This window comes from Tenacibaculum ovolyticum DSM 18103, from assembly GCF_000430545.1.
GTDB classification, from domain to species: domain Bacteria; phylum Bacteroidota; class Bacteroidia; order Flavobacteriales; family Flavobacteriaceae; genus Polaribacter; species Polaribacter ovolyticus.
The window spans coordinates 380,260-400,913 of sequence record NZ_KE387163.1 but is presented as its reverse complement, the minus strand read 5'-3'; the positions used below and the strand labels follow the sequence as shown (position 1 = coordinate 400,913).

The following is a 20,654-nucleotide window of genomic DNA, read 5'->3' as shown; positions in this document are numbered from 1 at the left end:
TTCTTAGAAAATAGTTAATTGTGCTTATTTTATAGCTTTAGTTTTGATAATTCATTAAATATCAAAATTTTTTAAAGAAATATGTCTTCCTTTTAATTTGATGTTTTCTGTAAATTCTTGAATGTCTTTGTCTTTAAAATCAGCCATTAACTTTTGCTTAAAAGGAGCAACAGTAAAGTGTACAGGACAGGGGTTGGAGTCGCTGCAAGATGATAAGCCCATAAAACAATTATCAAATTTTGTAGAGCCATCTATACATATTATAATGTCCCAAACAGTATTTTTTAAATTAGTTTCGTTTAAATAAAAACCACCAGTTGGTCCTTTAGAAGAAGAAACTAATTTGTTTTTAGTAAGTTGTTGTAATAATTTAGCTAAAAAAGGTTGAGGTACTTCTAGTTCTTCTGCAATTTTTTTAACCCCAACTTTTTTATTTTCAGTATTGTGTATTGATAAGTAAAGTACCGACCGAATAGCATATTTACAAGCGTTAGATAGCATTTATAATTTTTAGATAAAAGTAGTAAAAAAGATGTTTTTAATCCTAATTATTTTCTTTTAAACTGATTTATAAAAAGATTAAAAATTCCGATTAAAAGAATACAACTTACAATTACTAAATATTCAAAATAGTTATTAATTAAAGAAAGGTTGGTCCAAACAATTATTCCTTTATAAAAAATAAAGAGTTCAGTTAAAATAAAACCTATTAAATAAACTAAAACACTCTTTTTGGATAGTTTTATTAATTTAAATTGATGTAAAAAAAGTAAAAGAGCAATACTAACTACTCCTAAAAATGTCCAATGTAAATACCCTATAATTAAATCGACATTTGATGAAATTGCTCTTGCAAAATAGGGAGTTGACCCAATTATTTGAAATACCAATTTTAAGAAAAATAATAACCCAATAACTTTTAATAAATGAAAATAAAATTTAGAAAAAATGGTAATTAATTGCTCTTTAAAAAAATGCAATTCCTTTAATAGAATATAAAAAGCAACGAGCTGCAACATAGCTCCCAAACCAGAAAGAATAAAAACGATAATAGTAGGTTTCATCCAAAGTAAAGAAATACCGAAAGTTAAAATAACCCCACTATTTAGCAACCAAAATAAGGATTGAAATGTTTTATTCGTAAGTGTAATTTTTTGTTGCTCTAAAATATATAGAAAAACGCCTAATAATGCTAAAATAAACCAGCCATTGTATTGAAAATGAAGATAAAAATAAATAGCATTTCTATATAAATCAGAACCATTTCCTACCGTTTTTATAATAATACCTAAAGCCCAAGGGCCAATACTCGAAATAATCATGTACCACAATGCAATACGAATACATTTATAAGAGTTTGTTTGTTTATAAGTTATTGGAGTGTATTTAAAAACCAAATTTGCTAAAAAATAAGAAGCTATTAAAAAAAGCGTAGAGAATACAATAGAAAATAGCGCATACCCTGTAAAAGGAAAACTAATTAGCATACCAACAATGGTAAGTTGCGTAGCCCAAAACAATCGTTTGTATTTAATAGAAACATTTGTTTTACTTAAATACATTTTAAAAATAAGTGTAGTTAAGGCGGTATAAATCCAACCTAACAAAGCAACATGAGAATGTGCGTGTACAGTAAAACGATAGTTTATAGGTAAATCTATTATTGAAAAAAAACGAAGCAACACCCCTAAAAAAGCAATTATAAGAAAGTATGCTAATCCAATTTTAGAATGTTTTTGCAAAAACATTAATGAAGGTGTTTTTCCTTTCATATATTAAATTATAAATGTTCGTGTTTTTAACGAGCATTGTTAATCATTTCAATAATTTTATCATTAGGTATAACGTCTATCGTTAAATTAATACGATCAGTAGTTCCTTCATTAATAACACGATGTGAATCAGACAAACGTAAATACCAACATTCTCCCACTTTCATATCTACCAATTTATTATTTAAAAAGAACTCAACACCGTTATTATTATCAATAGGAATAGTAAGACGAATCATCGATTTCTCTTCCTCTAGAGCTAAAGTAGGGTCTTTATGTTCTTTTACTACAGAGTCTGGAGCTAAAAATAATAACCTCACCAAATTTACAGTAGTATATTCACTAAATTGGTTAACAATACTTTTTAAATAAGGTGATTTTTCTAAATTGGGAGTATTCATCCAATCTGTCCATGAACCATCAGCATAATCAACTGCTGGAGGTGGAAAAGGAAGTGATTTGTCAACCAAATGTGCAGGTGCACGCAATGAAATAACTTTATAGTACTCGTAATTTTCTTGTTTAAAAGCATTTGCTTCTTTAAGCATTTTTTCTACATCAAACTTAAAAGGTAATTGTATTCTGTCTTTAAAATGTTGCTTTGTCTCCATATTTTTTATAATTACCGTTTAAATAATGTTTAGATTATCTAATTTATATTGTAGTTCATTAATCAATTGTTTTGCAGCAGGTTCTTCACTACGTTTTAATTCGTTAATAATTTGTCTAATAGTTTCAGGAGAATCATTTTCTTTGGGTATAGCTTTAAAACTTTCTTTAGGTGCTAAAGAGAAGAACAGCTCATCTGTCCATTCGTTTCTAATTAAATCTATTACTAAATGAATACGATCTTCTTTTCCTATATTTTTAACAGAATGCACGTAGTTTACATTGGTGTACCAGCATTCACCAGGTAACATTGTTAACTCGTTATTATCTAAAATAAATTGAACACCAGAATTGGTAATAATTGGTATGTGTAAACGGAAATTACCGTCTTCGTAGCCTAATTCATAATCTCTATGAGGTTTAATTTCTGCACCAACATTAAGCCGTAAAATACGTGCTGTTAGTATAGTGCATTTAAAAGAATTTATAACCTCTTTAAAATAGTGGCATTTTTTAAGAATTGAGGTTTCTGATATTATTGAAGTGGCTGTAGGTAAGGCAAATATATTAGACTCTTCACCGTTATGAGCATATAAAGAAATAGCTTTCCAGTCGCCATTATAGCCATCGGTGTTAAAATGAGAAACCCAGTTTTTATCAAGAATTAGCGATAAATCACTTATCAATTTTTTTGTGTTAAATTGAAAAGGGAGTTTTAGAAATTTTGTATGATTTTGCATTAGTAATCTTAAAATTTTAAGAGTTATTCAAGCAATTTTGTGTGATTTATATAATTTTCACAAAATAATTAATTGTAAGAAATAGTATTTTTCATAAAAACAATAAAAGCGCTTGGTTAACTACTAAAATAGCAAAATTTTATACATAATTGGAATTTACAATCTATAAAAAGTTTTTTTATTTAAAATCAGCTTCTCTAAAGGTTATATTAATTCTACCATTTTTATAAGAAGGGTTTTTAAGTAAGCTATGAGTGTATCTTTCTTGTGAATAATCTTTCATAATTAATAAACTTCCGTTAGCTAAATCTAGAGAATAAGTTTTTTCAGTATCATTTTTTTTGAAACTAAATTCACGTACTTCCCCTAAACTAACAGATGGTAAAACAGTTTTGTACCCAGAAGTTTGTTGATCAAAATGATAAGGGGCAAAATAATTTCCATTAGGGTAATACAAGCACATAGCAAGATCAAAGTTTTTTCTTGTAAGATCTTCTACACGTTTTTTTAACTTTGCCATAAAGCCTGACCATTCAAACGCTTTTCCGTGTACACTTTCTGGATGACTATTAAGATCTATTAATTTTTTTGTTGTAAATAGTATTTTAAAACTATCTGTAACAAATGTTTCTCCATTAATTTTAAGAATAAGTTGTTCTTCATGTATTTTATATTCATTTATTAGTACACTATAAAGCGTGTTAGCTTCATTTTTTGTTAAAAATTCTTGAATATATTCAACTGTGCAATCTAAAGGTAGTTTCATGTATTTATTCTAATTTACATTTTAACTCTATGTTGGGTTCTATAAAGTAGGTAAAAAGGATAGTTTTATTTTTAAAAGGTTGTTCTAAAGTCATTTTTAGAGGAAGTGTTAAGGAAGATTCATTTCTGTTTAGCCAAATGTTATTATAAACATGAACTTGTGTATCTAATATCATACTATCATATTTACTCATATCTAATGAGCTTAAATCTATTTTTTTATCAGGTAATTGTAACGGGATAGGTTGCTCTTTTTTATGTAATGATATTGATTCTCTTACATTTAAAATAGTCGTTGTATTATGTTCTTGATAGTTTGAATTTGTTTCAGGTTGATTTGATAAACTCATGTTTATAAGTACATTTTTTGGAATTAAGGTAACCTCTTTATTAAATTGAGGAAGTAAGTTGTAAAGTATAGGAACATAACTTTCTCTATAAAGTAACGCATCAAGGGTTTCACTAAAAAGAATATGAAATTTAGTAGCTTTTGGAACTTTAAATGTTACCGCATCTGCTAAATGAAATTCTTGAATGTATGTGGTTAAGTTTAATGAATGAATTAATTTTTTAGCAGATTCAAGTGATGCTTTATTTATTTCTAATAAAGTAAATTGTATTTCTTCAGGAGAAAAATGAGGTGCTATTAAAGTTATAAAAGGAGCATAAGGGCCACAGCCTGCATAAAAAAAATGGATAACTTCATTAGGACATTCTTTTTGTTTTTCTTTAATAGCTAATATAACAGCATTTAAAAACTTAACAGTTCTCTTATAATCTAATAAACACTGTGCTGCATGATTTAAGCCTAAAGCTTTTCCTTTAGAAGAAGGAATAGCTGCTAAATGTTCAATTTTAGTATCAAAACCAGTAATTTCTGTAAGTTTTTGAAAATGAAGATGAATATCGTTTAATCCTTTTTCTATTTTTTCTTGTTCAAGTGATGGTTCTAATAACGATAGTGTTATTTCTTTTATTTCAGCAATTATTTGTTTATTACTCATGCTATTATAGATTAATTATTTCTGAAAAACTATTTTTTAATATGTATGTGCTACTTGAATAGCTTTAAAATTGTTAGATACTTTTAAAGGTTTAAGAGTATCTTTATCTTGTAGTTCTTTTAATAAAGTTTTCATCGCAAGATTATAATCACTCGTGTTTTGATCTTCATTAGATAAGCTACAATGTTCTTCATAATAATGATGAATAAAACCATCTTGAAGAAAACAAAACCCTTGATACTTAAAATCTCCGGTATTGAATTTTAAATTATCAATGGCATCTTTTTCATTATAAAATTCAGGATATTTGTTTTGATATTCTTTTAACGTTTTTTTAAACGCTTCTTTCGAATTTAAAGATATTGAGTCTCCTTCTATAGTTAAAATATAAAATGTTTCATTTTGATGCTTCTTTGCAAAATCTTTTATAGCCTTTTTTAACTGATTTATTAATTTAGGTATTTCAAATTTTTCTTCTTCACCTGAGTCAATTAACTTATTTAACTTTTCTAAATCAATATGTTGTTCACCATATAAACTCCAAAATAAATCATCATATTCTTTAGTTTTATTATAAGGAGCACCATTTTTTATAAAGAAAGCAGCTCTAGCTTCATTTATTGAATAGTATAATGGAACTTTACCATCTTTATCTAAAATTTTAAAGTCTAGACTATCGTGTTTAACTAATTTTTTTAAAGGATTTATACTATCTGAAGCAGCAGCATGATGAAGTACTGTTTTACCATCTTTATCTTGAATATTTATGTTTGAAGTAGCTTTAACTAGTTCATCTGTTAATGTATTCTGTTCAACTGCACTTGTTAAAAGTAAATTATCTTTACTATCTTTTATATCAGGCTTAGCTCCGTTCGCTGTAAGGAATTCAACCAATTTTTTTGAATAATCAAAACTATCTTCAACAGCAAATAGAAGGGAAGTGATTCCTTTAACATAATTTGAGTCGTATTTATTATCAATATTAGCACCATTTTTCAATAAGAATTCAGCACATTCAATTTCATTATAATAAATAGCTTCGTTGAAAGGAGTTGCTTTTTGTATGTTTTGTATGTCTACCAGAGCTCCATTATCAATTAATAATTTTACTATAGAGATAAACCCTTTCTTAGCAGCCTTATGAAGTGCGGTTGTTCCGTATTTATCTTTTATGTTAATATTAATTTTATGCTCAATAAGTAATTTAATAAGTTCAGTATTTTTATCATTCGTAGCATAATGAAGCATAGATTGATTGGCATCAATGACTCTTGTTATATTTACATTTTCTCCATTAATGAGCGCTTGTTTAATTTTTGTAATATCACCATTTAGTATTGCTTTGAAAACATCAATGCTATTTTCGATCATGCTTTTATTTTTTTAAATAAAGAGATAATTTAGACCCATTATATATCAAGAAATAAGGGATTAAATGTATTTAAAACTTAACTAAGATTTATAATTATACGATAGCTAAAATTTTACATTTTATAAATGTAAAGTATAATTTAGAAAGAACAAAAGAAAGAGGAAAAGTTAAATACAGTAAAAGCCAATATTTATTTTATAAAGAAAATAAATATTGGCTTTAGCCGCTAGGTTATATTAAATTTATGGTTGTTGTTTAGTTGCAGCAATAACAATTTCTCTAATGTTTACACCTTGTGGTTGATTATAAGCATACCATATTGCATTAGCAATATCATTTGGGTTTAATACACCTCCCATATCATTTTTCCAAGCTTCATAACCATTTTTAATTTCGTTTGAAGTTGTATGTGATAACAATTCTGTTTCTACAGCACCAGGCGCAATAGTTACCATTCGAACATTTGCAGAAGCTGCTTCTTCACGCGCGTTTTCTGTTATAGCATGTACTCCAAATTTTGTTCCGCAATATGCAGCATGATTAGGGAATGTTTTTCTTCCAGCAATAGAACTTATATTAATAATTGTTCCGCTTTGGTTTGCTTTCATCTTCGGTAGTACAACTTGCATACCATTTAATAAGCCTAGAATATTTACATCAAACATTTTTTTCCACTCCAAAGGATCTTGTGTTGCTATATCTCCTAAAAGCATTAAACCTGCATTGTTGATTATACAATCCGCATCTCCAAATTGTGTTTCTGCCTTAATAACGGCATTCTTAATTGCATTAATATCTGTAACATCAACTTTTTCGCATAAAACATTAGGTAAATTAAATGCTTTAATTATGTCTATACGTCTAGCTAACAATAAAAGAGGATGCCCTTTTTTAGATAATAATTTAGCGGTAGCTTCACCTATTCCAGAACTTGCTCCTGTAATAATAATCAATTTTTTATTTAACATTTATGTTTTTTTGTTATAGTTAATTTAAATGATATTTTTATTGTAATTCCTTTGACTACATTTGTTAATGCAAATTTATAGTGTTGATTGGATTAATGGAAATACTATTTTTTTATGTTAATCATAACTTTTAATTATGGATGGGAGATTATTGAAATTTTTTATAGCTGTTTATGAACAGAAAAATTTAACACGAGCAGCAAAGCAATGTTTTGTGTCGCAACCAAATATTTCTAATGGAATAAAGCAATTAGAAGAAGAATTAGGTCAAGTACTTTTTGAGCGTCATAAAAAAGGTGTTGAATTAAAAACAGAAGCACATTACTTATACCCAATTGCTAAGCGTTTGGTAGGGGAGTTAAATTCTTTAAATAGTATTTTTAATGAGCAAGAATTTAAAAATAAAATTAAAATAGGTGTGGCTGATGGTTTGCCACAAGAACATAAGCAGCAATTTTTTAGAACAGCATCTGATTTATGTGAATCTATAGCATGGACGACAAACGGGATTGGGAGAGAAAATGAAATAAATCTATTGGTTAGAGAATGGAAGAATGAAGAAGATTTGTTTTTACCGCTTTGGAAAGAAGATTATGTACTATGTATTCCAAACGGACATCATTTACTAAATAAAGAAGTTGTTACTTTAAAAGATTTAGAAAAAGAAACCTTTATTCATTGTCCACCATGTGAAGCACATCAACAGTGTTTGTCTATTTTGAACAATGAAACTAATAAAATGATAACAGTTGCTAATTGTTCTTCAAAAACAGAAACCTTAACAATGCTTATGGCTGGTTTAGGAGTTACTTTTTTACCTAAAGCATTTGTTGATGGTTGGTATGGTTTTGAAGTGAAGAAATTTAAAGGACCAAAATATTTTAGAGAAGTTGGTTTATCATATCCGAGAAAGAGTTTAAGAAACCCTGCGATTTTAAAAATTATTGAATACTTTTCAAAGAATGAATTAAAAGTGAATAAATTTGAAGATTTTGGATATTATTTGAAAGCTAATTTATAAATTTTAGAGTAAGAGTATGTTAACTTTTACTTTACTAACCTTTTTTTTATTAAGTAAATTTAGTTTACTTAATTAGAAACCACCCATGACTCCCAGCAACAGCTCCTGCGGTGGTTATTAAACTTAGTATAAGTAATACCCAATGAGCTCTGTGCATAAATGAAAATGTTTTTTCAGGATTCTTTTTAGCATATTTTTTAAATAATTTATGCAACACAAAAGGCTCTAAAATATACAAAACTAATGTAAACAGTATCCAAACTAAAGTCATTGCGTGTATCCACCAAAACCTATAATCAAAGTATCTGTCCCAGGCATTAAGTTCGTAAAGCATGTAAAAGCCCGTTAAAGCAGTTAGTAATGTTGTTATTTTAGCCTGTGTAGCAAATCTTCCTTCTATTTGTTCAAAGGTATTTATTTGATCTTCTTTTGATTTTAGTTTTTTAATAGCAGGAATGATAACTGTAGTAACCATAGATACTCCACCAATCCATAATATAACAGCAATTATATGTATTACTCTAGCAAAAGTGAACTTTTCCATTTTTTTTCTATTTTTAGAAGCCTCTTGTGTAGAAATAGAGAGGGAATTTATGAATATCAAAAATAATTAAAATCATACACTAGTAATGTGTTTTATTTTAATTTATAGAGAACATTATTTGATGTTTTATAAGCTAAATATGCAAGAAATTGTGGAGTAAGGCACATTTTTATATGTAAACTAAATAGCAGTTAAAAAACTACATTTTAATCATACCAATACTTAAAAATAGTGTTGTAATAAGATAATAAGTTGTAAACAAGGTTTTTGAAAGGAATTAGGTAATAATATAAAAAAAATACAAATTTATTTTTTTATAAAGAAAAAGTGATTATATTTACAGCACAAATGACAATTTAGAATTTTCTTCTTCTTTGTAAAATAAACTGTCATACTTGTATCTATATAGATTATCCTAATCTGTATAATGAAGTATACCTATTCGGGATTTTCTCCCAGTGAAACACGTTTATTTTTTTAGTTTAGAAAATTATCTATTGTTGTATGGAGTTAGTTTTATGTTTGTATAATACTAGTTACGCTATGCATAAAGCAAAAAAGGAAATTTAAAAATTAATAATTAAAAAGAACAAACATTATGGGATCATTTAGAGCATCACTAGAATTAGGAGGAAAAGAATTTGACGTATTAGCAACAGAATACGCTTTTAGTAGAGATACTGATAAGAAAGGTAAAATTGCATCTAATGTTTACGGAGGAAGAATCAATGTAACAATAGAGTCTACAGCAGATTCATCTGTAATTGAAGCGATGTTAAATAGCCAATTTAAAGCTATTGAAGGAAAAATCATTTTTAAGAAGTCTGAAGAAGATTCAAAAATGAAAGAAGTTGAATTTAAAAATGCGTATATCGTATATTATAAAGAAACTTTAAACGTAAACGGAGACGTACCAATGACTATTAATTTCACTGTATCGGCAGAAGAAATGACTATTGGTAATGCAGCTATCGACAACCGTTGGCCAGTAGCATAAATATTATTTTATAAAAAAGAGCAAATCTTATGGGTTTGCTCTTTATTACTACTTGTTAGTATACTGCTATAATCAGGTGTGTTTTTGACTAAGAATAGAAGCCTGTAAAAAAAGTAAATTTCATTTAATTTATAAGACTGTTATACGTATGTAATTTTATTATACGTAAGGAAAACTGTATAAAAAAACTAAATACAATATTTAGTTTAATTGAAATTATTTTAGATTTTATACAATCTGTATTTAATTATTTTTCATACCTTTAGTTGAAATTAAAAAAAAGAAAAAGCAAAAATTTATTGTAAAAATATGTATAAGAAAAAGAATATAAAATACTCACAAGAATGAGTGATGAAATAAACATGTATTTGTGTTTATATTAGAAAAAAACATTGCTTAATCCTTATATTTAACTGTAGTCTATAATCAGTTAATTAAAAATAAAGATGAAAACAAAATAGTTGATAATATCATTGTTTTGTATTATTCTTAGTAGATCTTTTTATTTCTTCACATTTAAATGAAGCACTATAATATTGCTGTAGCAAGTCTTATTTTGTGTTTTATCTTATTACATTTTTTATATATGATGCAATAGTAAAACAATGTTTTGTTATTGAAGTACATATATAAATCTGCTTTTTTTTAATAATGTATAATTTTAAGGATATTACTTTAAGTAAAAAATAAACTGAAAAAAGAAAAGATATTTAGTTTTTAAAACTATTAAAAAGAAAAAAGAAAAATGGAAGTAAAAACAAGAGTAATTATAGATAATAAACAAATAGATGTTTTTAAAAGTGCAAACCTTGTACAGCACATAAATAACCATCATTTTTTTAAAATTATTTTAGACCAAGAAGCAATAGAAGAAGTTGGTGGTCATACTATAGATAAATCTAAAGATTGGCTTGGTAAACCTGTAATTATTTCTTTTGAAGAAAAAGAATTCATAGGTATAGCAACAGATATAGCGCTAAACCATGAAAATGGTCATAGTGGTGAATTAATAGTAAGTGGTTACTCTAAAACTATATTACTAGAATCAGGTAAACATATGCATTCTTGGTTAGATAAAACACTAACAAATATTATTACAGATACTGTTGATGCAGCTGGAGTGGATGCTGATATTTCACCTGAATTTAAAACAGCAATAGAATACCAATCACAGTATAATGAAACACACTATCAATTTATTCAAAGATTGGCAAAACAATATGGTGAATTCTTGTATTACGACGGACTTAAACTTGTTTTTGGTAAACCATCACCATCAAGTCCAATAAAGGTAGAGTATGGTAGTGATTTATCAAATGTAAAGATTGCTATTAAAGCAGTACCTAATAAAGCAAATATGTTTTCATACAACGCTTTAGATGATGCAAAAAGTGAGGTGAAATCTAAAGATGATGTTCTTGGAGGACTTAATGAATTGGGATTACATTCCTTTAATGTTTCAGGTGAAATCTTTAAAATAGTACCTAATAATATTTCATCTGCTCGTGTATCAGACAAAAGTCAAATAGATACGCAAATGAAAAAGGCACAAACAGAAGCTGTAGCATCATTAAGTACACTTACAGCACATAGTAAAAAACAAGGATTAGGTATTGGTAGTGTTATAAAGGTTAGTTCAGCTAAATATGATAAAAAGAATTATGATGTAAAAAGCTATGGCGAGTATATGATTATTGGTATAACGCACACAGCTACCTCTCAAGGTATGTATAGTAACACTTTTGAAGCTATATCATCGGGAGTAGAAGTATTACCAGCCCCAGAGGTTGCATTACCTATTGCACAACCACAAATTGCAACAGTATTATCTAATGAAGACCCAAAAAGTAAAGGGCGCGTACAAGTGCAATTTCAATGGCAAAAAAATCAAATGAAAACATCTTGGCTTCGAGTAATGACACCAGATGCAGGAAAAAGTGATTTAGTAGGAACAAACCGAGGATTTGTATTTGTTCCAGAAGTAGGAGACCAAGTTATGATTGGTTTTCGTTACAGCGACCCAAACAGACCTTTTGTAATGGGAAGTATGTTTAACGGAACTACAGGTGCAGGAGGTAGTGAAGCTAATAAAACAAAAAGCCTTACTACACGAAGTGGCGCAACTATAACAATAGATGATAATGAAGGAGATGGAAAAATAACAGTAAGCGATCCTAGTGGAAATACCATAACGTTAAATGGTGACGAAACTATTACTATATCTGCACCAAAAAGTATTTTATTAGATGCAGCAGAAATTACACTTTTAGGAAAAGACAAAGTACATATAGAAAGTAAAGAAGTAACCATTGTTGGTACAAATAGCATTAAAGAAACGAGTGATACTTTAGTTGATATTCAATCACCAAAAATAACAGCAAATTCAGATACAACAGAAATAACTGCTAAAATGACAGTAGATATTGAAGGAAAGTTAATGACCAATGTAAAAGGAACTATTGTTAATTTAAACTAGATGTTTTTATGAGTAATGAGCACAATCCTATAGCACAGCGCATTAATTACCTTCAAAGTTTTTGGATGCAACAAAGACCATTAAAACCAAAGGCACAATTTGTACGGTGGATGGTTGATGAGCAAGACGTACCGTTGATTAATGGATTTTATAAATTAGAATCGTCACCTTACGGTAAAATAGACGAAACAATTGTAGTAATGCTTACCGATTTTGATTCTGAAGACTCCTTTTCGTACCAAGTAGCCAACGATTGGTTAACCGCCTATAAAAAAGATACAGAAAAATACCCTGAATTACAATGGCCAGCATATGAAAATTTACAAACAGAGTTTAACAAGATAGATGGTGATAATACCGTACAAGCAACTACATTTTTTGTAAAGTTATTAAAGCAATTTAAAAACTACGAGGGTAAAGAAAACAATATGTATATAGGCATACATCCAAGAAAAGTAGCAGATTATGATGCTTTATGTAGTTGGATTTGTAGTTTAATAGCACAATTACCTAAAAACATAGGCCTTGTGGTGGTAGATTATAAAAAAGAGGCCTTTTTTGAAGAGATATTTAGTAACGAAGATGCTTTTTTTGAAAAGCAAACCCTCCGTCTAAAAAATCAAGATATACAGGGAGCTTATACTAATTTAATGACCCAAGGAAACCCTAACGATCCACAAGTTGCTTTTAGAAAGTGCATGATAAAAATGGGAGAGGCAGCAGGAAATCAAGAAAAAGAGGAACTAATTTCTTGGGGAGAAAAAGGGCTGAATATTACAAAACAAACCACAAATTTACCTTTTTGGGCATCGGCACATGTAATTTATGCAGGCTATTTATTTGGATTTAGAGATACCGATCGTATTATTAACTTATTAGATAAAGGTATACGAATAGGGCAAAAAGACCCAAACGATAAAGCTCTATTAGGCGTTACCTTACAATTATATAGCTACAAAGCAGCTTACTATAGTTTTATAAATAAAAAAGAAGCAGCTTTAGAATGGTTTATAAAGCAAGCTACACTTGCCAATGAAAATGATGAAAAACTGGTAATGATAACTGCTTATAAAAACGCACTATTACTAGCAGAGCAAAGTCGTATGATGAGTGCCGTAGAAGATACAATTCCTATAGCTTTTAAAAGAGGTTATGCGATTGATGATGAATTATTAAAAACTACTGAGTTTGCTTATATCGCAAGTCATTATGTTAATACCTTAAGAGAAGAAAAGGAAACAATTGAAATTAAAAAGGAACTAACAGTAATAAACACACGTTTGTCGTTTTTATTTGGTGATACTTGGGAAACACAAGTAATTAATTTAAGAAAGCAAATAAAAAACAAAGAACTTGTGTCATAACCCCGAAAACTATGTTACTAGCAGACAATCATTTTACACCTATTGTAGGTATAGATATACATTTTACAACCTTACCGCCCTTTAATCCGTTTCAACCGTTTATAGGAGTTGTAATGGATCCTATGGATTATATTCCGTTTATAGGAGCTACTGTAAACATTAACGGATCTAAAAGAGGGGTCTCAGACACCAGTGGCGTTTTAGCTACATTATTTCATATACCTATCGTAGGGCCATTTGCAGCAGCACCTATTATTGGGCACGAAAGCATGAATTTTTTTGCCAGTGAAACCGTAAAAGCTGATGGTACCCGTTTAAGTCCAAAAGGATATATGGTAATGAGTTGTAATGATGTAGGAATACCATTATCAATACAACCAGGAAAAAAGAAATTTACAAAATTAGTACCTACTATATTTGCACCCACTTCATATTCTTTACCTATCCCAACAGGAAAACCTGTTATTGTTGGCGCACCTTATGGCCCAGATATGATGGGTATGGTTATGGGGCTAGCAATGAGTTTTGGTTTTGGCGCTATTATGCGTTATGCAGGTAAGCTGTTAAATAAACTAGCAAAAAAAATAGGAAATGGCTCTAATAAAATGAGCAAATGGCTGTGTAAATTAGGTTTCGAACCAATTAATTTAGTTACAGGAGCAGTTGTGTATGACGGATTAGATTTTGAATTACCAAGTCCTATACCATTTGCCTGGGAACGCACATGGGATTCCGATTCCGATTACGTAGGTATACTAGGGCATGGTGTGCACTGTAAATACGATAGAGCAGTACAAATTTTTCCTGAAGAAGAAGCGGTCGGATTACGATTTGATGACGGAAGAATGTTAGCCTTTCCGTTATTAGATTTAGGAGAGTCGTACTACATGCGTCAAGAAAAAACTACCCTAACCAGAACATTAAAAGGACATTTTGTAGCTTATTCACATACCGAAGAATTACATTATTATTTCGAGCATAAAACAGTTAAAGAGGAACAAACCTTATATAAACTGACTAAAATTGAAGATTTAAGAGGTTTTAAAACCCAATTTATTTTTAAACACCATCAATTAACTCAAATTATTGATGCATCAAATAGAGAATTAACATTAGAATATACTACAGAAGGCTTTGTAAGTAATATTTATTTAAATAAAAATGCCGGCAAAGAACTTTTAGTAGCTTACCAATACGATGCTTTGGGTAATATGATTGGTATTGCTGATGCTTTAGAGCAGCAAACCATTATGGAATACCAAGATCATTTAATGATTAAAAAAGTAGACCGTAACGGACAAGCCTTTTATTGGGAATATGAAGGAGAAGGTACCGCAGCAAAATGTATACATACATGGGGAGATAATGGTTGGCAAGAAGGTTGGATGGAATACCACACTGACGAAGGTTATAATAAAATTACAGATGCAAATGGCATTGTAACCTATTACTATTATACACCCGAAGGCTTGGTTACCGAAATTAAAAACGGTGAAGGAGATAGTGAGTATACTGAGTATACCGAGTTTATGGAAGTTTATAGAGATATAGACCAAGAAGGTAATGTTACCGGATATACTTATGACGAACAAGGTAACCAAACAAGTGTCGTGTATCCAAACGGAGCAGCCTCACAATACATGTATAATGAAGAAGGACGGTTAGTAATAACTATAGATCCTGAAGGTAACAAACGTAATTATACCTATAAAAAAGAAGCTCCGCATTTAGTAAATAGTATTGTAGAGCCAGACAATAGTATGACTGTTTTTACTTACAACAACAAGCAACTTGTTAGCGAAGTAAAAAACAACGACCAAAAAAGTAATTTAAAATACGATAAACAATACAGTTTAGAAACCTTTACCGACCAAGACGGTAACATAACAAGTTGGGCTTATAATCGTAGAGGACAAGTATTAAATATTACTGCAAACGGACACATACAACAAAATTTTGGTTATGATAATTTAGGACGTGTAATACGTGTAGAAAATATTGGGCAAGAAGAAACTCAATTAAAATACAATGCCTATAACGAGGTATTACAAGCTTTTAATAATAAAACAAAGGTAGATTTTGAATATACCCCAATGGGGAGCTTAAAAATGCGTCAAGAAAATGGTACCAAAGTATTTTTTAGCTACGACAAAATGGAGCAGTTAAAAAGTATTAAAAACGAACACAACGAAACTTATAGTTTTAAACGCAATAAAAATGGCGAAATAATTACCGAAACAGGTTTTGATGCATTGCAACGTACTTATAGAAGAGACCGTGCTGGTAAAGTAATAAAAGTAGAACGCCCTAACAATCAATTTACCGAATACGAATACAATGCCTTAGGACAAATAACTCGTACTGAGTATAGCGATGGCACTTGGGAAACCTTTTCTTATAATAAAAACGGACAATTAATAGAAGCCCGAAACCAAAATAGCGCCGTAAGTTTAGAGCGCGATAATGTAGGGCGCATTGTAACAGAAAAGCAAAGTACAGGGCTGCCTAACGAAAAAGGGTATACCATGCAAAGTGCCTATAATGCAAATGGTAATCGTATTGCATTAACCTCTAGTTTAGGCGCTAACATACAGCATAAATATAATACCCAAGGGCAGTGTGTAAATACCCAAGCAGAGAGTGAAGGAAATGCCTATACAGCTCAAAAAAAATACAATCCGTTAGGGCAAGAAATAGAACGCGTAGTAACAGGCGGTATTACCTCTAGCCGAGGTTATGATTGGAAAGGTAGGCAAAATAGCCATGAAGTACACGGTAAAAAGCAACGTTACCGAAGTACTCGATATACTTGGAACCCAAACCATCAATTAGAACAAATTTTTGATGTAACAAGCCGCACTAACACCCAATTTACTTACGACGCTTTTGGTAGCCTTGCTAGTGCGCAATACGTAGATAATAGTTATGATTATAAATTACCTGATGAGGTAGGTAATTTATACAAGAATAAAGAAAAAGACGAGCTTAAATACGGAAAAGGAGGGCAGTTACTACAAGATAAAAATTGGCAATATTTGTACGATTCAGAAGGGAATCTAATTAAAAAAACAAAGAATAATACTGTTCAAATACTAGCAGATTTTAAAAAAGAACAAAAAGAAAACCCTCCAACAAAAAATACTTGGTTCGATAGAGTTTTGGGCTATACCGATGAAGCAGCACAACCAAATTTAAAACCAGATACTCCATTAACACATTGGAAATATGGTGAATGGTTTTACACTTGGCAAGCCAATGGTATGTTAAAACAGGTAAAAGATCCTAAGGGAAAAACTACTGTTTTTGAGTACGATGCTTTGGGTAGGCGAACAGCTAAAATAAATATTGGCAAAAAAGAAATAAACCGTTACATTTACGACGGAAACGTTCTTTTACACGAGTTTGCGTATGCTATTTCAGAAAGACCAAAAACGATTGCCGATGATGTAGGTAAGTTGTCTTTTGATAAAGAAGAGCCAACAACAAAACTAATTACTTGGGTGTTTGATGAAGGTACATTTGTGCCCTCTGCAAAAATTACATCAGAAGGTACATTTAGTATTATTTCTGATTACTTAGGTACCCCTATTTTATCATTTGATGAAAAAGGAAATAAGGTTTGGGAGCGAGAGCTAGATATTTATGGTAATGTTCGTAAAGGAGATAATCATTTTATACCATTCCTCTATCAAGGGCAATATTACGATGAAGAAACAGGTTTAGCTTATAATAGGTTTAGATATTATAATCCTGATACAGGTGGTTATATTTCTCAAGATCCGATTGGGTTGGCTGGAGGAATGCCGAATATGTATAGTTATGTACGTAATTCTAATGCTTATATAGATAAATTTGGATTATACTCAGATTTATTAGGTTCTGGTATGGGACATCATTTAATGCCAAGAAGTATTGCGAAATCTTTAGGTATAGCTGACTTATCTCCTAACCATGCAATAGCATGGTATCCAAATAATGGGGTTGGAACGGCAGATTTACATAAACAAATGCATAGGAATTTAATAGATGAAGGAATTCCTTTTCATGGATCAAAATTTAAAGGAACATCTGATGAGTTTTTTGAAGCAGCTAAGAAAGCTTACAAAGATATGGATACTAAAGGGTTTATGAAAATACCAGGAACGGATAACAAATTACTTAAAAACGTAACTCCACTTGAAGGATTAGAAAAGTTACAAGATTTACATAAAAAAGGGAAAATACCATGCAAGTAAATGATATAAAAGAGAGAAAATTAGAAATAAGTGATTATGGAATTTATATATTATCACCTAAAAAAGTAGTTTCTTTTTTTAAAAACAAAAAAAATAAGAGTAAAAAAATTCTAAATTATTTTCAAAAGAACCAAGAAACTTATATTGAATCTATCCAAGAAGGAGTTTGGTTACCAATTTTGCCTATTGATTCAATAGAGTATATTATTAAACTGAATGAAAAGTTTAATGATAATTGGATTGAATTATTTGAAATTAAAGGATTTAATATTGAAATAGAAGAGGATAATGATCTATGGATAGGTTCTTTAAGTAATTTACATACATGGAACAAGAAAGATTATGATAATTCTAAAGATTATAATTCTTATGAAACATTAGATGATGAAACACTTTATTCTTCATTTAGGTTCAATATTTCTAAAGGAAGGTACTTAGTGAATGTTAAAGGTTTTAAACGTAAAGTGGCATTAGAATACCCAGAGGCTAATTTTGGTTTTTTATTTGAATTAGAAAAAATAGAAAATTTTGATGGATATAAAGACCCAAGAGAAGACGAGAAATATAATTTTAATGTTGCGCAGATGTAATTGATATGTCATAGTATTAATAAAAAATGAATTTTAATTTAAAAGAAAAGCCTGATTCAATAATCTTTTGTAAGAAAGAATTTGAAATAAATAAGGAACAAGTATTACAAGATTTAAATTTTGAGATAAGTAATGATATGCTATCTTTTTGGAATACTTATGAACATATTTTATTTGATAGCGGTATTTCAATTTATGGATTTGAATTGGCTAAAGAACGAAATTTACAATATGAAATATCAAATTACTTATCTAGCTTCGTTCTAATTGGTGATGATGGTTCTGGTCAAGGAATATTCATTAATAAAGCAGATGGTGAATTAAAAGTATATTATCTTGATTTAGGAGCTATAGGTTCGATAGATTTATATAAGACAGGAAAAAACTTTTTTAATTGGCTTGAAGATGATTTAAAATTAGCAGATTCTTTAGTAATAGATGATAAAGACGATTTATTATTTGAAGAAGCTGATTTGTTTGTTGTACCAAAAATCAATTTTATTGATAAAAAAAAGTTTGTGTTTTTTGCACGAAAAAACTTGAACTACAAGATAGCATTTTGAATATTTCCACGGGAATAAATGAAAAAGAAAATTTTAAAATAAAAACTAATTTTATTCCCTATAAATATATTGAAAATATTAAGGAGTTACAGGTTAAATACCAGTGCTTAAAATTAGTTTCAAAAAAGGGAGAAGTTCAAATTTCCTTGGAATAAAATTGATGTAATGTTAGTTTATATATGATGTATAAATTGGTTTATCAGCTATGGATACTATTTAGTAATTATTAGAAATAATAAAGGGTAAATACAAAAGTAAAAACCATAATTATTTTCTAATGAACCAAAATTTATGTGTTTGATGTTAATATGTAATTAACTATAATAATAAATGTTTGAAATAAAAATAAAAGAAGAGTTAGATAAGCTTACACCTCGTAATAACGTAATTAAAAAACTAGATAAGATACCTATTAAAAGTGGATTATATTTAGAATTTATTTCCAAATATAAATCAGAGGAATTAAGTCCTGATATTCATTTATTAGATTACGAAAAGGTATTAAATAAGAATTCCTATATAAAGAAAAATTATTCTCAATTAAGTGAGATATTTTGGTTAATTGCTGATTCTGGCCAAGGAGACGAGTGGTTTTTAAGCCTTAAAGATAATAAAGTATTTTTTTATGATCATAATAAAGGCGAATATATTGAAGAAGGGTTTATTGAAATGAACTTATCTTTTGAAGATTTTTTTAAATTAGGTTTAATAGTTAATAAATTAGAAAACTATCTGATAGAAGAAGTTGACGAAGATATTGTAAAAAAACCTTTTATAAATACTTTAAATAATATTAGCCCCAATTTGTATAATAAATATCCATATAAATATTTTTAAAAAAAATTAAAGTAAATGCAGAATTTTTATATTACGACATTTACTTTAGTGTAAATTTATTGAAAAAAATATTTAAAAAGAATAGAGGTATAACACCTTTAGATATTATAAAACTGATGAGTATTTATACTCAAATAAAGGACATAGAGGAAATTCCGAGAATAAAAGAAAAGATAGGTTAATAGGTCGAGCAAAATGTCACTAAATAAACTATGGAGTTAAAAGAGATAATAAAAAAATTCATATTAATTTTTGGTAGAGATAATACTGATATTGGCGAGGTAAAATTTATAGATATAAATTGTAGTTCTGAAAATTCTTTAAACTTATTATATGACTATCTTGAATTCGATAAAACAATTACTATTGGAGGTGAGTTGTATATAGATTTATACCCTAAAAGAATGCAATCAAAGGTTCAAGAAGGTTGGTATGTGCTAAGAAGTAACGAAGGTGAAAAATATGATGATTTAAATTGGAATAAAGATTGGATAGTATTTGCTACAAGAAATGGCGATGCTATTTATTTTGATAAAACGAGTAAGGAAGTATATGGAAGTATTAATAAAACTACTCGTTTTAAATTAGCAGACTCACTTGCAATGTTTTTTAAAATTATGGTAGAAGGAATGAAAATAGAACAAGAGAAGTATAATTTAGAAGCATTTGATGAAGATGAAGAAACATTACCTGATTTTATAGAAGATATCAAAAATATTTTTGATAAAAATTTAGATAATAAATATCAATCAGATTTTATTTCTTTTTTTTTTGAATAAAAAAATCTAGATATGTCT

The 20,654-nt window shown here is 29.0% G+C and carries 18 protein-coding genes; 9 read left to right on the top strand and 9 right to left on the bottom strand.

All coding sequences use genetic code 11. The features are described from left to right. Window positions 1–54: 54 nt before the first annotated feature. The 8 genes from H518_RS0111785 to H518_RS0111750 all read right to left on the bottom strand — a co-directional run bounded on the left by H518_RS0111785 (window position 55) and on the right by H518_RS0111750 (window position 7,230). Window positions 55–501, bottom strand: coding sequence for an RrF2 family transcriptional regulator (locus H518_RS0111785; RefSeq protein ID WP_028889239.1), 447 nt, complete (start codon window positions 499–501; stop codon window positions 55–57). Window positions 502–548: 47 nt separating this feature from the next. Then, window positions 549–1,772 (bottom strand): hypothetical protein, encoded by a 1,224-nt coding sequence (locus H518_RS0111780; protein ID WP_028889238.1) that lies wholly within the window; start codon window positions 1,770–1,772, stop codon window positions 549–551. Between the two features lie 26 nt (window positions 1,773–1,798). Further along, a complete protein-coding gene (locus H518_RS0111775) occupies window positions 1,799–2,383 on the bottom strand; it encodes an aspartyl/asparaginyl beta-hydroxylase domain-containing protein (protein WP_043706881.1) in 585 nt (194 codons plus the stop codon). A gap of 18 nt (window positions 2,384–2,401) precedes the next feature. Further along, window positions 2,402–3,121, bottom strand: a complete 720-nt coding sequence (locus tag H518_RS0111770) for an aspartyl/asparaginyl beta-hydroxylase domain-containing protein (RefSeq protein WP_028889236.1) — start codon at window positions 3,119–3,121, stop codon at window positions 2,402–2,404. A 178-nt stretch (window positions 3,122–3,299) separates the two neighbouring features. Continuing rightward, the gene (locus tag H518_RS0111765) at window positions 3,300–3,887 is read right to left on the bottom strand and encodes an alpha-ketoglutarate-dependent dioxygenase AlkB (protein ID WP_028889235.1); all 588 of its coding nucleotides are present in this window, start codon (window positions 3,885–3,887) and stop codon (window positions 3,300–3,302) included. Window positions 3,888–3,891: 4 nt separating this feature from the next. Continuing rightward, window positions 3,892–4,890, bottom strand: a complete 999-nt coding sequence (locus H518_RS0111760; RefSeq protein WP_028889234.1) for an SAM-dependent methyltransferase — start codon at window positions 4,888–4,890, stop codon at window positions 3,892–3,894. 36 nt (window positions 4,891–4,926) lie between these two features. Beyond that, window positions 4,927–6,261 (bottom strand): ankyrin repeat domain-containing protein, encoded by a 1,335-nt coding sequence (locus H518_RS0111755; RefSeq protein ID WP_028889233.1) that lies wholly within the window; start codon window positions 6,259–6,261, stop codon window positions 4,927–4,929. A 243-nt stretch (window positions 6,262–6,504) separates the two neighbouring features. Further along, entirely contained in the window at window positions 6,505–7,230 is a 726-nt protein-coding gene (locus tag H518_RS0111750; protein WP_028889232.1) for an SDR family oxidoreductase, read from the bottom strand. A gap of 136 nt (window positions 7,231–7,366) precedes the next feature. On the opposite strand from H518_RS0111750, the gene H518_RS19775 reads away from it, so the two are divergent. Then, complete coding sequence (locus H518_RS19775; RefSeq protein WP_051263757.1) at window positions 7,367–8,251, top strand: LysR family transcriptional regulator; 885 nt, start codon at window positions 7,367–7,369, stop codon at window positions 8,249–8,251. Between the two features lie 64 nt (window positions 8,252–8,315). Here the strand turns inward: H518_RS19775 and H518_RS0111740 are convergent, their stop codons facing one another. After that, complete coding sequence (locus H518_RS0111740; protein ID WP_028889231.1) at window positions 8,316–8,795, bottom strand: membrane protein; 480 nt, start codon at window positions 8,793–8,795, stop codon at window positions 8,316–8,318. 598 nt (window positions 8,796–9,393) lie between these two features. Here H518_RS0111740 and tssD point away from each other — a divergent pair. The 8 genes from tssD (at window position 9,394) to H518_RS19770 (ending at window position 20,636) form a co-directional block, all read left to right on the top strand. Next, window positions 9,394–9,792 (top strand): type VI secretion system tube protein TssD, encoded by a 399-nt coding sequence (tssD, locus tag H518_RS0111735; RefSeq protein ID WP_028889230.1) that lies wholly within the window; start codon window positions 9,394–9,396, stop codon window positions 9,790–9,792. Window positions 9,793–10,537: 745 nt separating this feature from the next. Next, entirely contained in the window at window positions 10,538–12,268 is a 1,731-nt protein-coding gene (locus tag H518_RS0111730) for a type VI secretion system Vgr family protein (protein ID WP_028889229.1), read from the top strand. Between the two features lie 8 nt (window positions 12,269–12,276). Further along, window positions 12,277–13,632, top strand: a complete 1,356-nt coding sequence (locus H518_RS0111725) for a hypothetical protein (protein ID WP_028889228.1) — start codon at window positions 12,277–12,279, stop codon at window positions 13,630–13,632. Between the two features lie 11 nt (window positions 13,633–13,643). Then, window positions 13,644–17,867, top strand: coding sequence for an RHS repeat-associated core domain-containing protein (locus tag H518_RS0111720; RefSeq protein WP_028889227.1), 4,224 nt, complete (start codon window positions 13,644–13,646; stop codon window positions 17,865–17,867). After that, window positions 17,858–18,457 carry a hypothetical protein gene (locus H518_RS0111715; RefSeq protein WP_028889226.1) on the top strand — a complete coding sequence of 200 codons (600 nt, stop codon included), beginning with the start codon at window positions 17,858–17,860 and terminating at the stop codon, window positions 18,455–18,457. Before H518_RS0111720 ends, H518_RS0111715 begins: the two co-directional genes overlap by 10 nt. A 26-nt stretch (window positions 18,458–18,483) precedes the next feature. Continuing rightward, window positions 18,484–19,020 (top strand): hypothetical protein, encoded by a 537-nt coding sequence (locus H518_RS0111710; RefSeq protein WP_028889225.1) that lies wholly within the window; start codon window positions 18,484–18,486, stop codon window positions 19,018–19,020. A gap of 330 nt (window positions 19,021–19,350) precedes the next feature. After that, complete coding sequence (locus H518_RS0111700) at window positions 19,351–19,857, top strand: hypothetical protein (protein WP_028889224.1); 507 nt, start codon at window positions 19,351–19,353, stop codon at window positions 19,855–19,857. Between the two features lie 212 nt (window positions 19,858–20,069). Next, entirely contained in the window at window positions 20,070–20,636 is a 567-nt protein-coding gene (locus H518_RS19770; protein ID WP_043706878.1) for a hypothetical protein, read from the top strand. Window positions 20,637–20,654 lie beyond the last annotated feature (18 nt).

Bases quoted from the DNA above. Each gene is read 5' to 3' on its own strand.
- H518_RS0111785 (WP_028889239.1), bottom strand. From the start codon at position 501: ATGCTATCTAACGCTTGTAAATATGCTATTCGGTCGGTACTTTACTTA.
- H518_RS0111780 (WP_028889238.1), bottom strand. From the start codon at position 1,772: ATGAAAGGAAAAACACCTTCATTAATGTTTTTGCAAAAACATTCTAAA.
- H518_RS0111775 (WP_043706881.1), bottom strand. From the start codon at position 2,383: ATGGAGACAAAGCAACATTTTAAAGACAGAATACAATTACCTTTTAAG.
- H518_RS0111770 (WP_028889236.1), bottom strand. From the start codon at position 3,121: ATGCAAAATCATACAAAATTTCTAAAACTCCCTTTTCAATTTAACACA.
- H518_RS0111765 (WP_028889235.1), bottom strand. From the start codon at position 3,887: ATGAAACTACCTTTAGATTGCACAGTTGAATATATTCAAGAATTTTTA.
- H518_RS0111760 (WP_028889234.1), bottom strand. From the start codon at position 4,890: ATGAGTAATAAACAAATAATTGCTGAAATAAAAGAAATAACACTATCG.
- H518_RS0111755 (WP_028889233.1), bottom strand. From the start codon at position 6,261: ATGATCGAAAATAGCATTGATGTTTTCAAAGCAATACTAAATGGTGAT.
- H518_RS0111750 (WP_028889232.1), bottom strand. From the start codon at position 7,230: ATGTTAAATAAAAAATTGATTATTATTACAGGAGCAAGTTCTGGAATA.
- H518_RS19775 (WP_051263757.1), top strand. From the start codon at position 7,367: ATGGATGGGAGATTATTGAAATTTTTTATAGCTGTTTATGAACAGAAA.
- H518_RS0111740 (WP_028889231.1), bottom strand. From the start codon at position 8,795: ATGGAAAAGTTCACTTTTGCTAGAGTAATACATATAATTGCTGTTATA.
- tssD (WP_028889230.1), top strand. From the start codon at position 9,394: ATGGGATCATTTAGAGCATCACTAGAATTAGGAGGAAAAGAATTTGAC.
- H518_RS0111730 (WP_028889229.1), top strand. From the start codon at position 10,538: ATGGAAGTAAAAACAAGAGTAATTATAGATAATAAACAAATAGATGTT.
- H518_RS0111725 (WP_028889228.1), top strand. From the start codon at position 12,277: ATGAGTAATGAGCACAATCCTATAGCACAGCGCATTAATTACCTTCAA.
- H518_RS0111720 (WP_028889227.1), top strand. From the start codon at position 13,644: ATGTTACTAGCAGACAATCATTTTACACCTATTGTAGGTATAGATATA.
- H518_RS0111715 (WP_028889226.1), top strand. From the start codon at position 17,858: ATGCAAGTAAATGATATAAAAGAGAGAAAATTAGAAATAAGTGATTAT.
- H518_RS0111710 (WP_028889225.1), top strand. From the start codon at position 18,484: ATGAATTTTAATTTAAAAGAAAAGCCTGATTCAATAATCTTTTGTAAG.
- H518_RS0111700 (WP_028889224.1), top strand. From the start codon at position 19,351: ATGTTTGAAATAAAAATAAAAGAAGAGTTAGATAAGCTTACACCTCGT.
- H518_RS19770 (WP_043706878.1), top strand. From the start codon at position 20,070: ATGGAGTTAAAAGAGATAATAAAAAAATTCATATTAATTTTTGGTAGA.